The sequence below is a fragment of the Actinomadura rugatobispora genome, assembly GCF_055379765.1.
Window position 1 is genome coordinate 2,704,456 of sequence record NZ_AP029191.1, and the last position, 17,073, is coordinate 2,721,528.

Annotated in this window: 8 protein-coding genes; 4 read left to right on the forward strand and 4 right to left on the reverse strand. The window is 74.2% G+C overall.

What is annotated here, in order from left to right:
• Window positions 1-7: 7 nt before the first annotated feature.
• Complete coding sequence (locus ACZ466_RS11150; RefSeq protein ID WP_378287133.1) at window positions 8-910, forward strand: phytanoyl-CoA dioxygenase family protein; 903 nt, start codon at window positions 8-10, stop codon at window positions 908-910.
• Here the strand turns inward: ACZ466_RS11150 and fabI are convergent.
• A complete protein-coding gene (fabI, locus tag ACZ466_RS11155) occupies window positions 907-1,671 on the reverse strand; it encodes an enoyl-ACP reductase FabI (RefSeq protein WP_378287132.1) in 765 nt (254 codons plus the stop codon). The genes ACZ466_RS11150 and fabI overlap by 4 nt on opposite strands.
• Window positions 1,672-1,805: 134 nt before the next feature.
• On the opposite strand from fabI, the gene ACZ466_RS11160 reads away from it, so the two are divergent.
• The 3 genes from ACZ466_RS11160 to ACZ466_RS11170 all read left to right on the forward strand — a co-directional run bounded on the left by ACZ466_RS11160 (window position 1,806) and on the right by ACZ466_RS11170 (window position 13,300).
• Window positions 1,806-7,469 (forward strand): type I polyketide synthase, encoded by a 5,664-nt coding sequence (locus ACZ466_RS11160; RefSeq protein ID WP_378287131.1) that lies wholly within the window; start codon window positions 1,806-1,808, stop codon window positions 7,467-7,469.
• A 3-nt stretch (window positions 7,470-7,472) separates the two neighbouring features.
• A complete protein-coding gene (locus ACZ466_RS11165) occupies window positions 7,473-12,740 on the forward strand; it encodes a type I polyketide synthase (protein ID WP_378287130.1) in 5,268 nt (1,755 codons plus the stop codon).
• Window positions 12,741-12,808: 68 nt separating this feature from the next.
• Entirely contained in the window at window positions 12,809-13,300 is a 492-nt protein-coding gene (locus tag ACZ466_RS11170) for an SET domain-containing protein (protein ID WP_378287129.1), read from the forward strand.
• A gap of 152 nt (window positions 13,301-13,452) precedes the next feature.
• On the opposite strand, the gene ACZ466_RS11175 is transcribed toward ACZ466_RS11170, so the two are convergent.
• From ACZ466_RS11175 to ACZ466_RS11185, 3 genes are read right to left on the reverse strand one after another with little or no spacing between them, the layout of a single operon-like run.
• A complete protein-coding gene (locus ACZ466_RS11175) occupies window positions 13,453-14,082 on the reverse strand; it encodes a GNAT family N-acetyltransferase (protein ID WP_378287128.1) in 630 nt (209 codons plus the stop codon).
• Window positions 14,072-15,388, reverse strand: coding sequence for a beta-ketoacyl-ACP synthase II (gene fabF, locus ACZ466_RS11180; protein ID WP_378287127.1), 1,317 nt, complete (start codon window positions 15,386-15,388; stop codon window positions 14,072-14,074). The genes ACZ466_RS11175 and fabF overlap by 11 nt, the downstream gene beginning before the upstream one ends.
• A 45-nt stretch (window positions 15,389-15,433) precedes the next feature.
• On the reverse strand, window positions 15,434-16,870 hold the full coding sequence (locus ACZ466_RS11185; protein WP_378287176.1) for a class I adenylate-forming enzyme family protein: 1,437 nt from the start codon (window positions 16,868-16,870) through the stop codon (window positions 15,434-15,436).
• Window positions 16,871-17,073: the final 203 nt, after the last annotated feature.

A 17,073-nucleotide genomic window follows, 5' to 3' on the forward strand; every position in this document is an offset into this window, starting at 1 on the left:
GAATGCCGTGTCCTCCCATGCCGACCCCGAGCAGCCCGTCCCCGAAGAGGTGCCGCGTTTCGGGCCGCCGTACGACTGGCAGGCCATTGACGCGGCGGTGAAGGAGTGGGGGGCCGCCGTCGTCGGCGGGCTGGCCGGGCGCGACCTGTGCGCCCGCGTCAACGGCGAGATCGACCGCTGGCTGGCGCGGGACCGGGACTCCCGCCGACCCCGCACCGGGACGCCGGTCTACGACACCTTCCTGGGATTCCGCACGGTCCGGCTGCAGCGGCTGGTCACCAGGATCCCCGTCGTCCGCGAGCTGGTCACGCACGAGGAGATCCTGGCCTGGGCGCACCGGATGCTCACCCCGGTGTGCCGGCGGATCCTGCTCAGCACCGCCGAGATGATCCAGATCGGCCCGCAGGAGACCGCACAGTTCGTGCACCGGGACTCCGACGCGTGGTGGCCGGAGCTGCTGCGCCAGGAGCACGCGGTGAGCGTGACCGCCATGGTGGGGCTCACGCCCTTCACCGCCGAGAACGGGGGGACGCGCATCGCGCTGGGCAGCCACCGCTGGCCGGCGGGCCGGCGGCCCAAGGTGGGGACGCTCCGGCAGGCGATCATGGACCAGGGCGACGTGCTGCTCTTCCGCGCCGACGTCTTCCACGGCGGCGGGCGCAACGGCACCCCGGACCAGTACCGGCGCGGGTGCGCGGTGAGCTACTGCGCCGGCTGGCTGCGCCCGCAGGAGACCGGCACCCTGGTCGCCCCGCCCGACGTGGCCGCCGGCCTGCCCCCCGAGATCGCCGAGCTGCTCGGCTATGCCGTGCACGACTCCACGTCGGTGGGCGGCGGCATCGTCGGGATGCTCGACAACGGCGATCCGCGCGGCACGTTCCCGCCCGAGCGGCTCGGCCGGCGGCGCTAGGCGCCCATCGCATGCGCTCCTCCGTCGACATGGATGATCTCGCCGGTCGTCGCCGGGAACCATCCGGAAAGCAGCGCCACGCACGCCCGCGCCACCGGGCCGTGATCGCGGGTGTCCCAGCCGAGCGGCGCCCGCCGGTCCCAGGACTCGTCGGACTCGTCGAAACCGGGAATGTTCCGCGCCGCCGTGGTGCGCAGCGGCCCGGCGGCGACCAGGTTGACCCGCACGTCCCGGGGCCCGAGGTCGCGGGCCAGGTAGCGGGTGCAGGACTCGAGGCCGGCCTTGGCGACGCCCATCCAGTCGTAACCGTCCCAGGCCACCCGCGCGTCGAAATCCAGTCCGACGATGGAGGAGCCCTCGCGCAACATTGGCAGCACGGCGCCGGCGAGCGCCTTGAGCGAATATGTCGAAACGTGCAGCGTCGTCGCGACGTCGGGCCAGCCGGTGTTCATGAAATTGCCGCCCATGGCCGTCTGCGGAGCGAAGGCGATCGCATGCAGAACGCCGTCGAGACCATCCAGATGAGCGCCGGCGCGGGCGCTGAGCGTCGCCAGCTGGCGGTCGTCGGTCACGTCCAGCTCGATGACCGGGCAGGGCTCGGGAAGCCGCTGCGCGATGCGCTTCACCAGGCTCAACCGGCCGAACCCGGTCAGCACGACCCGGCCGCCCTCGGCCTGCGCGAGGCGGGCCGCGTGAAAGGCGATCGAAGAGTCGGTGAGAACTCCGGTAATCAGAATGTTCTTACCGTCCAGAATGCCCATGGATTCCTCCGGTCAACCCGAATGCCTAGGGCACATGATAGACATTTATCCGGCGCCGGTGTCAACGTGTGCAGAGGAATTCCAATCCAGATTTCGTCAATCGCCCGGCGCATATTCCGGGCTGTCTTTCCGAGGTGAGATCTGCGGTGGTGCGCGGTGGGCAGGTACGCGACTGGCTGATCCGCTGGCTGGGCGAGCGGGTGAACGAACCCGCGGGCGCCATCGATCCCGACCGGACGTTCGACGCGTACGGGCTGCGATCGCGAGACCTGGTGGAACTCACGGGCGAGCTGGGCGAGATCCTGGACCGGCCCGTCGACCCGCAGATCATCTACCGTCATCCGACCATCACCCTGCTGGCCGGATACTGCGCGGAGCCGGCCGCGGGCGCCCCGCCCCGGACCCCGGAGGCCACCGGCGCGGACGCCGCGCGTACCGGCGACGACGCCGCACGTGCCGGCGAGGCGATCGCCGTCGTCGGGCTGGGCTGCCGGTTCCCGGGACGGGCGCACAGCCCCGCCGAGTTCGGCGCGTTGCTGCTGTCCGGCCGTTCCGGCACCAGGGAGGTCCCGGCCGAGCGCTGGGGGGAGCCGGCCGCCGGCCCCGCCGCGCCGCCCGCGGCCCGGCCCGGTGGCCGAGGAGGCTACCTCGACTGCGACATCGCGGAGTTCGACGCGGGCTTCTTCGGGATCGCGCCGCGGGAGGCGGCGGCGATGGACCCGCAGCAGCGGCTCGTGCTGGAGGTGACCCAGGAGGCGCTCGAGCACGCCGGCATGGCCACCCGCTCGCTCGCGGGGTCCCGGACGGGCGTGTTCATCGGCGCGTCCACCTCCGACTACGGCCTGCTGCAGCTCCAGGACCAGGCCACGATCGACGCCTGGACCGGCACCGGCTCCTCCCCCAGCATCCTGGCGAACCGGGTCTCCTACCTGTTCGGGCTGCGCGGGCCCAGCATGACGGTCGACACCGCCTGCTCGTCGTCGCTGGTCGCCGTGCACCTGGCCGTGCGGAGCCTGCGCTCCGGTGAGAGCGACCTCGCGCTGGCCGGCGGGGTGAACCTGATCGTCTCCCCGGCCATAACGATCGGTTTCGACCGCGCCGGCGTCATGGCGCGCGACGGCAGGTGCAAGACCTTCGACGCCGCGGCCGACGGGTACGGCCGCGGCGAAGGCTGCGGCATGGTGGTCCTGAAGCGCCTGAGCGACGCCGTGCGCGACGACGACCGCGTGCTGGCGGTCGTCCGGGGAAGCGCGGTCAACTCCGACGGCGCCACCAACGGGCTGATGGCGCCCAGTCCGGCGGCGCAGGAGGCCCTGCTGCGGGAGGTCTACGCCGCGGCCGGCCTCGACCCGCGCGAGGTCGACTACGTGGAGGCGCACGGCACCGGGACGCTGCTCGGCGACCCCATCGAGGCGAACGCGCTCGGCGCCGTCCTGGGGAAGGGCCGCCTGGCCAGCCGGCCGCTGCTGATCGGCTCGGTCAAATCCAACCTCGGGCATCTGGAGGCCGCGGCCGGCGTCGCCGGGCTGATCAAGGTGGTGCTCGCGCTGTCCGGCCGGCGGCTGCCGGCCAGCCTGCACTTCCACGCGCCCAACCCGCACATCCGCTTCGACGAACTGCGGTTGCGCGTCGTCACGGCTCCGCTCTCGTGGCCGCGCTACCGGGGCGCGGACCTCCCGGTCGCGGGAGTGTCGTCCTTCGGATTCGGCGGCACCAACGCCCATGTCGTCCTGGAGGCGGCCGCCGAACCGGCGGCGGACGCGGACGCGGGTGCCGGTACGGGTGCGGACTCGCCGACCGCGCCGGGCATCTTCCTGATCGGAGGCGGCGGGCCGGAGCGTCTCGTCGGCACGGCGGCGGCGCTGCGGCGCCGGCTGGACGCCGAGGACGCCCACCCCTCGCTGGCCGACATCGGCTACTCCCTGGCCCGGCGGGATCGCAGGGCCCACGCGGCGGTCCTGGCGCGGACGACCGGCGAACTGCGCGAAGGGCTGGATCTTCTGGCCGAGGGCGGAGACGGTCCCGCCGTCGTGCGCGCTCCGGACGGCGGCCCTCTGAAGGGACCGGTCTGGGTCTTCTCCGGGCAGGGATCGCAGTGGCCGGGAATGGGGCGGCGGCTGCTAAAGGAGGATCGCGCGTTCGCGGCGGCGGTGGCCGCCCTGGATCCGCTGTTCGTCGCGGAGGCCGGCTTCTCCCTGCGCGGGCTCCTGGAATCCGGGGCGGATCCGGGCTCGATGGACCGGATCCAGCCGGTGCTGTTCGGGATGCAGGTGGCCCTCGCCCGCGCCTGGGAGGCGATGGGACTGCGGCCCGCGGCGGTCATCGGGCATTCGATGGGCGAGGTCGCGGCCGCGGTGGCGGCGGGAGCGCTGTCCTGCGAGGACGGGCTCGCGGTGATGGTCCGCAGGTCGCGCCTGCTGGCCGAGCTGGCCGGGCGCGGCGCGCTGGCCTCGCTCGACCTCGCCGAGGACGAGGTGCTGGAGCTCATCGCCCTCGTCCCGGGGGTCGAGGTGGCGGTGCGCTCCGCGCCCCGCCAGACGGTGATCGCCGGGGGTGCGCGGCAGGTGCGGGCGCTCGTCGAGCGGGTGGTGCGCGACGGCGGCCGCGCCAGGCTCGTGGCGGTCGAGGTCGCGAGCCACTCGGCGCACATGGACCCGATCCTGGAGCGGCTGGCGGCCGCGCTCGCCGAGGTCCGCGGCCACCGGCCCGAGGTGCCGTTCTACGGCACGGTGCTGGAGGACCCGCGGGAGGTCCCCGGCTTCGACGCCGCCTATTGGGTGGCCAATCTCCGGCGTACGGTCCGGTTCAGCGCGGCGGTCGCGGCCGCCGCGGACGACGGTTTCGACTGCTTCGTCGAGGTGTCTCCGCATCCGCTGCTGCTGCAGGCGGTCAGCGAGACCTTGGAGGACCGTCCGCGCCGCCCGGTCGTCCTGCCCACGCTGGTCCGGGACGGCGACGAGGCCCGGACCATGCGCGCGCAGGCGGCGACGGTACTGCTCGGCGGCGAGCCGGCCGCCGCGGACCGGCTGTTCCCCGGAGGCCGTGTCATCGACCTGCCCACCACCGCCTGGCGGCGCGGCAGGCACTGGATCGACATGACCCGGATGCGGGCGGGCGGTGGTGGTGCCGCCCCGGGGGCCGGGACGCTGCTCGGCGAACGTGTGGACGTCCCGGGCGCCGACGGGCTGACGCTGTGGCAGGCGCGTCTCGGCCCCGGCGCGCTCCCCTACCCCGGGCGGCACTCGGTGGAAGGGGTGCCGCTGGTGCCGGCCTCCGTCCTGGTGCACACCGCGCTGCGCGCGGCTCCTCACGCCGAGGCGACGGCGATCCGGTTGATCCACCCCGTCCTGCCGGACCAGGACCAGGACGTCCAGGTGACGGTCCGGGACCAGGCGCTGGAGGTCCACGTGCGACCGGCCGGGCAGGACCGCGCCTGGGTGCTCAGCATGACCGCCGGCGTGCCGCAGGCGGCTCCCGCCGACGCCGCCGGTGAGCCGCCCGGCCTCGCGCCGGCCGGGAACGAGACCGTCACCGATCTGGCGGCGGTCCAGTCGGCACTGGCTTCGGCCGGGGTCGAAGGCACCGCGTATCCATGGCAGGTCAAGGCCCTGTCCACAGGGAAGACCAGCCTGACGGCCGACATCGTGTTCGCGGACGAGGGCGTGACGTGGGCGGGCGTCCTCGACGCCGCGCTGACCATCGCGCCGATGGCGGACGCGGACGAGACCGCCCGCGTGCCGGCGAGCATCGAACGGGCGGCGGCGTACACCGACGCGGAGTCCCCCGCCGTCGTACGCGCGGTCCGGCGTCCGGGCCAGTCGGGAACGGGCGAACTGGTCGTCGACATCAGCGTCGAAGGACCGGCGGGGCATCGCATCCTGAGCCTGGCCGGGGTCCGCTACGCGCCCCTCCAGAGTGACGGCGCGGAGGCCGCGCTGGACGTCCGGCGGCTGGTCCACGCCGTCGGGTGGCGGCCGCTCGGCCAGGGCTCCGGCGCGCGTGCCGCCGCCCCCGCGGACGTCACCCTGCTCGGGCCTACCTCGGAGCTGGCCGGCCTTCTCGGCGGCCGCGTGCGGGACGCCGGCGTGGCCGTACGGCACATCGCGGATCTCGAGGATCCCGCGCTGCGGGACGCGCCCGCCGGGACGTTCGTGCTGCTGCCGCCCGCCCCCTCAGGGGACGACATCGCGGCGGCCGTGCTCGACGGCTGCCGCCGCGCCCTCCAAGTGATCAACACGCTCGCCGAACGCCACCGCTCCGGCGGCGCCGCCCTCTGGCTCGTCACGGAGGGGGTGCAGGAGGCCGCGGACGAGAACGCGCCGGCCGCGGCGACGCTGTGGGGCCTGGCGAAGGTCGCGGCGGCCGAATACCCGCACCTGCGGTGCGCCGTGGCCGACCTGTCCCCCGGAACCGCCGCCGAGCGGGCCGCCCGGCTGGCGCGGCTGCTGCTCGATCCGCCCGACGAGAGCATCGTGGTGGCCCGCGAACAGCCGCTGGTCCCGGAGATACGGCCGGCCGAGGCCGGGCAGGGCCCGGGCGCGGGCTCGGGGCCGCTCGCCTGCGCACCGGACGCCGGATACCTCATCACCGGCGGGCTGGGCGCCCTCGGCCTCCGCACGGCGCGATGGCTGGCCGACCGCGGCGCCCGCAGGCTCGTGCTCGCGGGCCGCACCGGGCTGCCGCCCCGGCGCACCTGGGACGAGGCCGGCGGCCGGGAGCGGTGGCGGGAGCCGGTCGCCGCCGTCCGGCGGCTGGAGCGCCGCGGCGTCGCGGTACGGGTCGCCCCGCTGGACGTGGCCGACCCCGCGGCCCTCGCCCGGCTGCTGAGCGATCTCGACCGGGAAGGCCATCCGCCGATCCGCGGGGTCGTCCACGCCGCCGGGGTGCTCGCCGACCGGATGCTCGCCGACACCGGCGCCGCGGATCTGGAGGCGGTGCTGCGTGCGAAGGCGGTGGGCGCGTCCGTGCTCCACCGCGCCTTCCCGCCCGGGACCCTGGACTTCTTCGTGCTGTTCTCGTCCGCGGCCGCCCTGGCCGGGGTGCCCGGCCAGGGCACGTACGCGGCCGCCAACGCCTATCTGGACGCCCTCGCCCACCTGCGGCGGAATCGGGGATGCACCGCGACGAGCATCGACTGGGGCGTGTGGGAAGGGCTCGGTTTCGCCCGTCCCAAGGCGGCCAGGCTGGTCGTCGACGAACTGCGGTCGGCGGGGCTGCGGCCGCTCCGGCCCGAGGAGGCGTTCGCCGGCTGGGACCACCTGCATCGCGTCGGCGCCGCACAGGCGATCGTGGTCCCGGTCACCCGGACCGGGCCGTCGGCCCAGGCGCCCGGCCTGCTGGGCCAGGCCGTCGCCCTGGCGAACGCGGCGGACCAGGGCGGTGACGGCCACGCGGCGGACGCCCGGGCCTGGGCCGGTCTCGCCCCCGCCGAGCGCCGCTCGCGCGTCGAGACGACGGTCACCGCCATCGTGGCCGGGGTCATCGGCATGCGCCCCGGCGACGTGGAGACCCGGCGCCCGCTCGCCGAGCTGGGCCTGGACTCGATCATGGCCCTGATGATCCGCAACCGGGCCGAGCGGGCACTGGGCCTGCGCATTCCGGCGACCGCGTTGTGGAACCACCCGACGATCGACGCCTTCGCCGACCTCCTGGACCGGCGGCTGGCGGAGGCGGACGGCGCGCCGGCGACCGCCTCCCGCAAGGCGGAGCCCGGCCCGTCCCGCGAAGCGGCACCGGGCCCCGCGGCCCGCGGCTGGAACGACCTTCTCACCCGCATCGAGAGCGACGATGGGAGATGAGCCATGACGAGCATCACCGAGCGGCTCGCCGAACTGTCCGAGGACCAACTGGACGTGCTGGCCGACCGGCTGGCGGGCGCGGCGGGCACGATCGCCGCCGAACCGATCGCCGTCGTCGGCATGGCGTGCCGCTTCCCCGGCGGCGCGAACAGCCCCGAGGCGTTCTGGCGGCTGCTCGTCGAAGGACGCGACGCCGTGACCGACATCCCGGCCACCCGCTGGGGCGCCGCGGAACTCTACGATCCCGACCCGTACGCCCCGGACAGCGCCAACTCCCGGTGGGGCGGGTTCCTGGACGACGTCAGCGGCTTCGACGCCGCGTTCTTCAACATCTCGCCCCGTGAGGCCGAGGCCATGGACCCGCAGCAGCGGCTGCTCCTGGAGACCGCGTGGGAGGCGCTGGAGCGGGCGGCCATCGGACCCGGGTCACTGGCGGGCAGCCGGACCGGGGTCTTCGGCGGCCTCGTGTACAGCGACTACCAGCAGCTCGCTGCCGAGGTCGGCCCCTACAGCGGCACCGGCAACGCGCACAGCGTGGCCGTGGGACGGATCTCCTACCTCCTCGATCTGCACGGTCCCTGCACGGCGCTGGACACGGGCTGCTCCTCCTCGCTGGTCGCGGTGCACCTGGCGGCGCAGAGCCTGCGCCTGCGGGAGAGCGACATGGCCTTGGCGGGCGGGGTCAACGTGATCCTGGACCCGGACACGCACATCGCCCTCGGGCAGTGGGGGGCGTTCGCCCCGGACGGCCGCTGCAAGACCTTCGACGCCGCCGCGGACGGCATGGTGCGCGGGGAGGGGTGCGGCGTCGTGGTGCTGAAGCGCCTCGGGGACGCGCTGCGTGACGGGGACCGCGTCCTGGCGGTCATCCGCGGCTCGGCGGTCAACTCCGACGGGCGTTCGCAGGGGGTGACGGCGCCGAACACGAACGCGCAGGCGGCGGTGCTCAGAGACGCGCTCAGGTTCGCGGACGCGTCACCGGCTTCGGTGGGCCTGATCGAGGCGCACGGCACGGGCACGCAGCTGGGGGACCCGATCGAGTTCGAGGCGCTCGACCAGGTCTACGGAACCGGCGACCTGCCGTGCGCGCTCGGCGCGGTCAAGACCAACATCGGCCATCCGGAGGCGGCGTCCGGGATCGCCGGCCTGATCAAGGCCGTCCTGGCGCTCCAGCACGACGTCATCCCGCCCAACCTGCACTTCACCAAGTGGAACCCGGCCATCGACGCCGAGGGCGGCCGCTTCTTCGTGCCGACCGGACCGGTCTCGTGGCCCGCCACGGACGAGCCCCGCCGGGCCGCGGTCTCCTCGTTCGGGTTCGGCGGCACCAACGCGCACGTCGTGCTGGAGGCCGCGCCCGCGAACGGGCCGGGCTCCGGCTCCGCGTCCGGTCCCGGGGTGTACGTGGTCTCCGGATGGGACCGTGAACGGTGCGCCGAGACGGCCGGTCTCCTCGCGGACTGGCTGGAGGGCCCCGGTGCCGGCGTCCCGATGCCGGACATCGGCACGACGCTGGCCCGGCGGGCGGGCGTCCGGCAGCGCGGGGCGGTCGTCGCGGCGGACCGGGAGGAGCTCCTCGCGGGACTGCGCGGCCTGGCGGCGGGCCGGGCCGTACCGGGCGTCGTGGCGCAACGGTGGCGGGAACGCCGCCGGGGGCCGGTGTGGGTGTTCTCCGGGTACGGGTCGCAGTGGCCGGAGATGGGCCGTGAGCTTCTGGAGTCGGAGCCGGCGTTCGCGGCGGCGATCGCGGAGCTGGAACCGGTGATCCAGGAGGAGGCGGGCCTGGCGCTGGCCGAGACCTTGGCGCGCGGCGGGCTTCCCGCCCGGGGCACCGACGTCCAGCCGCTCATCTTCGCCATGCAGGTGGCCCTCGCCGCCGTGTGGCGCTCCTACCGGGTGGAGCCGGCCGCGGTGATCGGTCACTCGATGGGCGAGGTGGCCGCGGCCGTCGTCGCCGGCGTCCTCAGCCCCGAGGACGGCGCCAGGATCCTGTGCCGGCGCTCCCAGGCGATCGCGGGCGTGGAGGGCGAGGGCGCCATGGGGTCGATCGAGGCGCCGCCCGACGAGGTCGCGGCCCGGCTGACCGAGCTGGGCGTCGGCGACACGGTCTGGGTGGCCGTCCTGGCCGGGCCGGCGACCACGGGCATCGCCGGGAGCCCCGAGGATGTGGAGCGGGTCGTCGCCGACTTCGCCGCGCGGGACGTCACGGCCAGGTCCGTGCCGGGGAAGGCCGCCTCGCACACCCCGCTGATGGACCCGCTCGCCGAGCCGCTGCTCGCCGCGCTGGCCGATCTCGGCCCGCGGCCCGCCGAGCCGGATCGGCGGGGCGGCCCGGTCTTCTACTCGACGGTGACCGAGGATCCGCGCGAGGCGCCGTCCTTCGACGGGCCGTACTGGGTGGACAACCTCCGCAGGCCGGTCCGGCTGGCCGCCGCGATCAAGGCGGCCGCCGACGACGGGCACGAGGTCTTCGTCGAGGTGAGCCCGCATCCCCTGCTGAGATGGGCGGTCGAGTCGACGCTGGCGGCGGCCGAGGTTCGCGACCCGCTCGTCGTGCCGACCCTGCGGCGCGACCAGCCGGCGCGGGCCACGATGCTCACCCAACTTGCCGCGCTGTGCTGCGACCACCTGCCCGTCCCGGGGGAGCGGCTGTTCCCCGGCGGCGGTGTCGCGCCGCTGCCCACCACCGCCTGGCATCACCGCGACTACTGGACGTCGCCGTCGCCGGACGGCGGCGCACCGGCCACCGCCGCGGGCGACGCGCTCGCGACCGCCGTTCCGGCTCCGGCGCCGGGCCTCATGGCGGGCCATCCGCTCCTCGGCATGCACACCAGGCCGGCGAACAGCCCCGGAACCCATCTCTGGCACGGGCGGCTCGACCCGTCGTGGACGGCCGAGTGCTCCGACCTGCCGGAGGAGCCGGTCTCGCTGGCCCTGTACGGGGAGATGGCGCTGGCCGCCGCGCGGTGCGCCGGCCTGCGGCCCTCGGTGGTCCGGGACCTGTGCGTCCACGAGCCGCTGCGGCCGGGCGAGCGGGCGGAGGTCCAGACGGCGCTGGTTCCGGAGGACCACGACGGCGGGGTCCTGTCCAGCGTGAAGATCTACACCGCCGACGGCGACGCGGACGGCTGGCGGCTGCGCGCCTCCGCCAGGATCCACCGGGCGACCGCGGATTCCGCCGCCGGCACCGGCACGGGCGTCACCGGCACGGGCGGCGCCGGCACGGGCGGCGCCGGCACGGACGGCACCGGCACGGGCGTCACCGGCACGGACGGCGCCGGCACGGGCGGCGCGGGGCGGGTCGCGGTACTCGCCAGATGCATCGACACCCTGACGGCGCAGGCGATCGGGAAGGCGCAGGCGTCCGGGGCGCTGGTGCCGAAGGGCGCCGACGGCCTGTTCTGGGAACCGGCCGCGGGCGCGTTGAGCGCGCGGCTGCTGTCGGCCGAACCCGCCGGTGCGGGGCTGGCGGTGTCGGCCGCCCTGGAAGGGCCAGGCGGGGACGCGGGATCGCTGCGTGGGCTCCGGCTCGAGCCCGCCCCGGCGCCGGTGCCGGGCTCATGGGTGCACACGGTGGGCTGGCGGGAGCTTCCCCTTCCGGCGGGCGATGCGCGCGACGGCCTGGCCGGTGAAGGCGGCTGGGTCGTCGTGAGCGACGGGTCGGATGTGGCCGGCGCCCTGGTGCACGCGTTGGCCGAGGCGAGCGTCGAGCACCGCGTCGTCCCGATCACGGAACTGACGGCACCGGCGGCCGCGGACAGGATCGCCCGCCTCGGCCCGCCGGCCGGGGTCGCCCAGGTCGTGCTGCCGGTCGGCCTGGACGCCGGCGACGGGGCCGAGGCCGATCCCGCCACCGCCCATCGCCTGACCCTCCAGGCGTGGCGGCTCGTCCACGACCTCGCGGCCGCCGGCGCCGACCGGCCCCCTCGGCTCTGGCTGGTGACCCGGTACGCGCAGGCGGCGCGACCGGGGGATCCGGTGCACGCCGCGCGGGCGGCCGTCTGGGGCGCGGCGCGGAGCCTCCTGCCCGCCCATCCCGACCTGCACGGCGGTCTGATCGACCTGGACGACCGTCCGGCGGAGCGGGCCGCCGAGCTGATCCGCCGGGAGATCACCGCCGGCTCGCCCGAGGACCAGGTCTGCCACCGGGGCGAGGCCCGGCTGGTGCCGCGGCTCGTGCCGGGCACGCTGCCCGCGGGCGCCCCGCTGGCGATCGACCCCGACGGCTGCGAGCTGGTGGTGGGCGCGAGCGGGCGAGTCGGCCCGCTGGTGCTGCGGCAGCTGGCCGACCTCGGCGCCCGCCACCTGGTGGCCCTCTCCCGCCGCGGCCTGCCGGACACGGCCCCCATCGTCCAGGAGCTGCGCGGCCGCGGCGTCACCGTGACCGCGGTCGCCGCGGACGTCGGAGACGAGGCCGCCATGCAGGCCCTGAGCGACCGCTTCGGGGCCGATCTGCCTCCGCTGCGCGGCGTCTACCAGGCCGCCGTCACCGGCGCGACGACACCGCTCGACCAGATGGACGAGGACCACCTCGCCGCGATGTTCGGCTCCAAGGTCACCGGTACGCACCTGCTGCACCGGCTCGCCGAGTCCCACAAGGTGACGCGGTTCGTGTGCTTCTCCGCACTGGCCGCGCTCCTGGGCGGATGGGACGCCGCGTACGCGGCCGCCAACTGCTTCCAGGACGCGCTCGTCCTCCACCGCCGGACCCGCGGCCTTCCCGGGCACACGGTGAACTGGGGAGGCTGGCGCGAGGGAATGGCCGGAACCCCGCAGCAGGAACTGTTCGAAGGGGGCGGGATCCGGCTGATGCCGGGCCGCCGGCTCAGCGCCGTCCTCGGGCGGCTGGACGAGCGGGAGGCTCCGGCCCAGCTGGTCATCGCCGACGCCGAATGGTCCCGGATCGGGATCGCGGACGGGAGCCGCCCGTCCAGCCTGCTCGCCGGCTACCTGGACGAGCCGGCGCGGCCGGGCGCCCGAGTGCCCGCGGACGGCGCGACCGGCCTGCGGGAGCAGGTCAGGGCCGTGGTGGCCGAAATCCTCAAGCTCCCGTCCCCCGAGGCGCTCGACCCCGACCAGAACATCTACGACCTGGGCATGGACTCGCTGATGAGCATCTTGATCCTGCGCAAGCTGCGGTCCCTGCTCGGGCACCGGCTGCCGGCGGTGGTGCTGCGCGAGCACCCGACCGTCTCCGCCCTGACCGGGCACATCGAGGAAATCCTCCGCGAGGCCGCCTCCGGGCCCGACGCGTCCCCGGCCTCTCCCTGATCCCCGTCCCCTCCTCCCAGGCGCCGAGCCCTCCGGCGTCGATGCGCCGTAACCGACTGGAGCCGTCAATGAGCACGAGCACCTTCTACGAGGTCGCCGACGACCGCCCGGCGGGCGCCGGGCTGGTCGCCGCGGCGCCCATCGCCGCGGGCACCGCGGTGGCCGACTTCGCCGACCGCCCGGTCCACACCGTGCCGTCGGTCTACACGATCCAGGTGGGCGTCGCCGAGCACGTCGACTCGCCCACCGTGCGCTATCTGAATCACTCGTGCGCGGCGAACGTCTTCGTCGACACGGTCGCCCGCATCGTCATCACGATGCGGGCGATCGGCCAAGGGGAGGAACTGACCTTCTTCTACCCCTCGACGGAATGGGCGATGGTCCGGCCGTTCGCCTGCCTCTGCGCCGCCCCGGACTGCATCGGAATGGTGCAGGGGGCCTACTTCCTGCCGAGCGACGTCCTCGCCCGGTACCCGTTGAGCCCTCACATCAGGAAGCTGGACGCCGACCGCGGCGGACCGTCGCGGGACCGGCCGCCGGTGCCGGGCAGCGGCTCCTGACCGAGACCGCCGCCTCCCGGTGGCCCAAGGGCCGCCGGGAGGCGAACGCCGTACCGGCACGACCATCGGCGCCGCCGGCACCAACGCCAGGGCCGTGGACGATCCGACCAGATCGTCCACGGCCCTGGAGATTTCCCGGCCCTCGCCGGGCGTCAGCCCTCGACCACCCGGTTCGCCAGCTGGGAAAGGTAGCTCTGCGGCTTGTTCGTCACGTACTCCTGGAACACCTTGCGCGCTTCCAGCTTCTCCGCCTCCGGGACGGTATCCGGTGTCAGCTCCAGTTCCTGGACGAGCTTGTAGTAATCCTCGCGCAGCATGGAGAACATCGCCGCGTCGTGATACTCGCCATCGAGGAAGAAGTAGTCGCGGAGGACGCCCTCCAGGACCATGATCCCCTGGGTGACCATCCTCATCGGCTGCCGGTTGTACAGTCCCGCCACCATCTCCACCCGGTGCGCGTTGCGCGCGTGGAAGATGTACTGCAGGAGCAGCAGCACGGCCTCGACGCCGTACCCGTCGGTCCAGGCCTCCTCGTCACCGATCGCCACGCCCAGCTCGTAGCTTCCCTCGTAGGCCAGCTGCCGCCACGACACGACGCCGATCCGCTCCCCGTCGTTCCTGACGACCATCAGGAACGTGACGAACCCGTGGCGCAGCTGCTCAGGGGTGACGAAGGTGGGAGAGCCGGCGCCGTAGCTCCCCACGCGCCCCCCGATCCAGTCGGCGAGCAGGTCGAAGTCGTCGTCCTTCATGCGCCTCAGCGAGACGTAGTCACCCTTCATGTGGCCGCTCTCCGTTCTGGTCGTTTCCGCTTCCGGCCGGCGGCGCGTCCGGCCACCGCCTGGCCACCAGCACGGCGTTGTGCCCGCCGAAGCCGAACGAGTCGCTCATCACCACCTCCGGGTCGTGCCGCCGCGGCACGTGCGGGACGAAGTCGATCTCCGGGTCCTCCGGGTCGTCGCAGTTGACGGTCGGCGGCAGCATCCCGGTCACCAGCGACTGGACCGCCGCGACGAGCTCCACCGCGCCGGCCGCGCCGATCATGTGGCCGAGCATCGACTTGATCGAACTGATCGGCGTCCGGGCGGCGCGCTCGCCGAAGACCGCGCGGATCGCCGCGAGCTCGACCCGGTCGTTCAGCACGGTGCTGGTGCCGTGCGCGTTGATGTAGTCCACCTCGTCGGGGCGCACGCCCGCGTCCGCGAGGGCCAGCCGCATCGCCCTCTGGGCGCCCAGCCCTTCGGGATGCGGCGCCGTCAGGTGGTAGGCGTCGGTGGTGGCGCCGTATCCCGCGAGCTCGGCGAGGATGGTCGCGCCCCTGCGGCGCGCGTGCTCGCTCTCCTCCAGCACGACCACGCCGGCGCCGGCGCCCATCACGAAGCCGCTCCGCTCCCGGTCGAAGGGGCGGCTGGCACGCTCGGGCTCGTCGTTGCGGCGGGTCAGCGCGCCCGCGATGGCCGCGCTGGCGACGTTGAGCGGGCCGATGGAGTCCTCGCAGCCGCCGGCGATGACGACGTCGGCGACGCCGTACCGGATCAGCCGCATCCCCTCGCCGATGCTGGTCGCGCCCGTGGCGCACGCCGTGTTGATCGCGGCGGAGGGACCGCCGGCGCCCAGCCACAGGGCGATCTGGTTGGTCGCGATGCCCTGGCCGCTGGTCGCCGCGTAGTAGGGCGGGATCTTGCGGTACCCGTGGTCGTGCAGCCGCCGCTGGGACTCGGTGATGAACCTGTCCGGGCCGTCGCAGCTGCCGACCAGTACAGCGGTGCGCTCGGCCAGGCCGGGACCGATCTCCAGGCCGGCCTGGGCGACCGCCTCCTCGGTGGCGGCCAGGGCGAACAGCACCGACCGGTCCAGCCGGCGGCTCACCTCGCGCGGCCAGTGCTCGGCCGGGGCGAACCCGTGGACCTCCGCGGCGATCCGGACCGGCAGGCCGGTGGCGTCGAAACCGGTGATCGGGCCGACCCCGCTGCGTCCCGCGAGCAGCGCCGCCCACCACCGCTCGACCGACAGTCCCACCGGAGTGATCACACCGGTGCCGGTGATCGCGACCCGGCGCCGCGGCGGCCGGTCCTCCTGGTCGGTCATAGCGATCTCGGCCCCCTTCCGGTGCCACGGCACCGCTGAGCGAGGTCAGGCATCGGCGTCCCCCTCGGCGAGGGTGGCCGCCGCGGCGGGCGCGGGCGGCCGGAACACCGCCTCCCGGCAGAGGCGGCGCAGTTCGGCGCGGTCGGTCTTGCCGTTGCGGTTGACGGGGAACCGCTCGAAGACCACCACATGATTCGGTTGTTCGTAGGGCGCCAGGTGGGCGCGGATCCGCCGCCGCCACGTCCAGGCGTCCACATCCGCGTCCTCCACGGCGAACACCAGCGTGCAGCCGCGCCGCTCGTCCTCGAGGGCCACCACCGCGACCGGCCGGCCGATCGCCTCGGCCTTGCGCTCCAGCACCTCGGGGTACAGCGTGTGGCCGAGCCGGTGCACCGCCTGCTTGCGGCCCAGGACGAAGAGATGCCCCCGCTCGTCCAGGTAGCCGAGATCACCTGTGCGGTGAGGGGGAGGCCACGTCGGGTCGACGGTGTTGTCCTCGGTGAGGTACCCCTCCATGACGTCGGGGGACCGCACGACGACCTCTCCGACCTCGCCGGCGGGCGCGGCGCTTCCGTCCTCGCGCAGGATCCCGACCTCGATGCCGTCGAGGACGCGGCCGCACCCCACCGGCGCCTCCAAGGTCGCGAAGGCGACGTTGCCCAGTTCCGTGCTCCCGTACCCGTCGAGCAGGGGGCGCCCGAGTGCGGCGCGGAACCGCTCCGAGAAGTGCGCGTCCAGCGGAGCTCCCCCGGTGCAGAACAACCGCACCGACCGCAGCCCCTCCCCGAGTTCGGGCCTGCGCTCCAGCAGCGACACCAGGCTCCGGTACGTCGCGGGCGTGGCGTCCAGAACGGTCGCGCGGTTCGCGGAGCGCAGCGTGGCGTCCAGCCGCCGGTACGGACCGATCAGCACTCCGGCGCCCGAAAGAAACGCCAGGAACAGCATGGAAAGCCCGTACTGATGAGAGAACGGGAGCAACGGCAGGAACATATCGGTGGACCGGTAGCCCATCATCTCCCGCGTGCGTTCGAGGTTGTCCAGAAAAGCCCGGCCGGATCGCACGACGGCCTTGGGCTGCCCGGTCGACCCGGAAGACCAGGCGATCAACGCATCGGACCGGCGCCGCCATTCCCCGAGCTCCAGGCGCTCGGCGCCGACGCTGCCGCCCGGGACTCGCTCGAAACGAATGGCACGCGCCCCCTCGGGCGCCTGAACACCTTCGCCGAGCAGCGCCCAGCCGGCCCGTGTGAGCCCGGCGACGCGCTGGCTCTCCTCCGCGGTCTGCTGGTGGTCGACCAGGACCAATGAGACATCGAGATGCAGCAGCGCGAACAGCGTCGCGACGAAGGCCATCGAGTTATCGGCCTTGAGCATCACCCGATCACCTGCGGAGACACCGACCTCCCGCAGGTGCCGGACCATCCGGAGAGCGGCCTGCGGATCGGCGAACGAGTACTCCCCCACTCCACCGGGAGACAGCATGGTGCTCACGTGGCCATCTCCTCCCGCCGAATACCGTACGACAAAGCTAACCACCGCGAACAATTCCCGACAAGAGTCGCACACCCCGGAAATCAACCCCGTTATACATTTCGATATAGCACATCTATCGATAGATATAACCGATCCCCGAAATAACCACCGACACTCTTGTCCGGCGAAGCCGGCCCGTTGCATAGTTGCTT

Excerpts from the sequence above, each read along its gene's own strand:
- fabI (WP_378287132.1), bottom strand. The coding sequence starts at position 1,671 with ATGGGCATTCTGGACGGTAAGAACATTCTGATTACCGGAGTTCTCACC.
- ACZ466_RS11165 (WP_378287130.1), top strand. The coding sequence starts at position 7,473 with ATGACGAGCATCACCGAGCGGCTCGCCGAACTGTCCGAGGACCAACTG.
- ACZ466_RS11170 (WP_378287129.1), top strand. The coding sequence starts at position 12,809 with ATGAGCACGAGCACCTTCTACGAGGTCGCCGACGACCGCCCGGCGGGC.
- ACZ466_RS11175 (WP_378287128.1), bottom strand. The coding sequence starts at position 14,082 with ATGAAGGGTGACTACGTCTCGCTGAGGCGCATGAAGGACGACGACTTC.
- fabF (WP_378287127.1), bottom strand. The coding sequence starts at position 15,388 with ATGACCGACCAGGAGGACCGGCCGCCGCGGCGCCGGGTCGCGATCACC.
- ACZ466_RS11185 (WP_378287176.1), bottom strand. The coding sequence starts at position 16,870 with ATGCTGTCTCCCGGTGGAGTGGGGGAGTACTCGTTCGCCGATCCGCAG.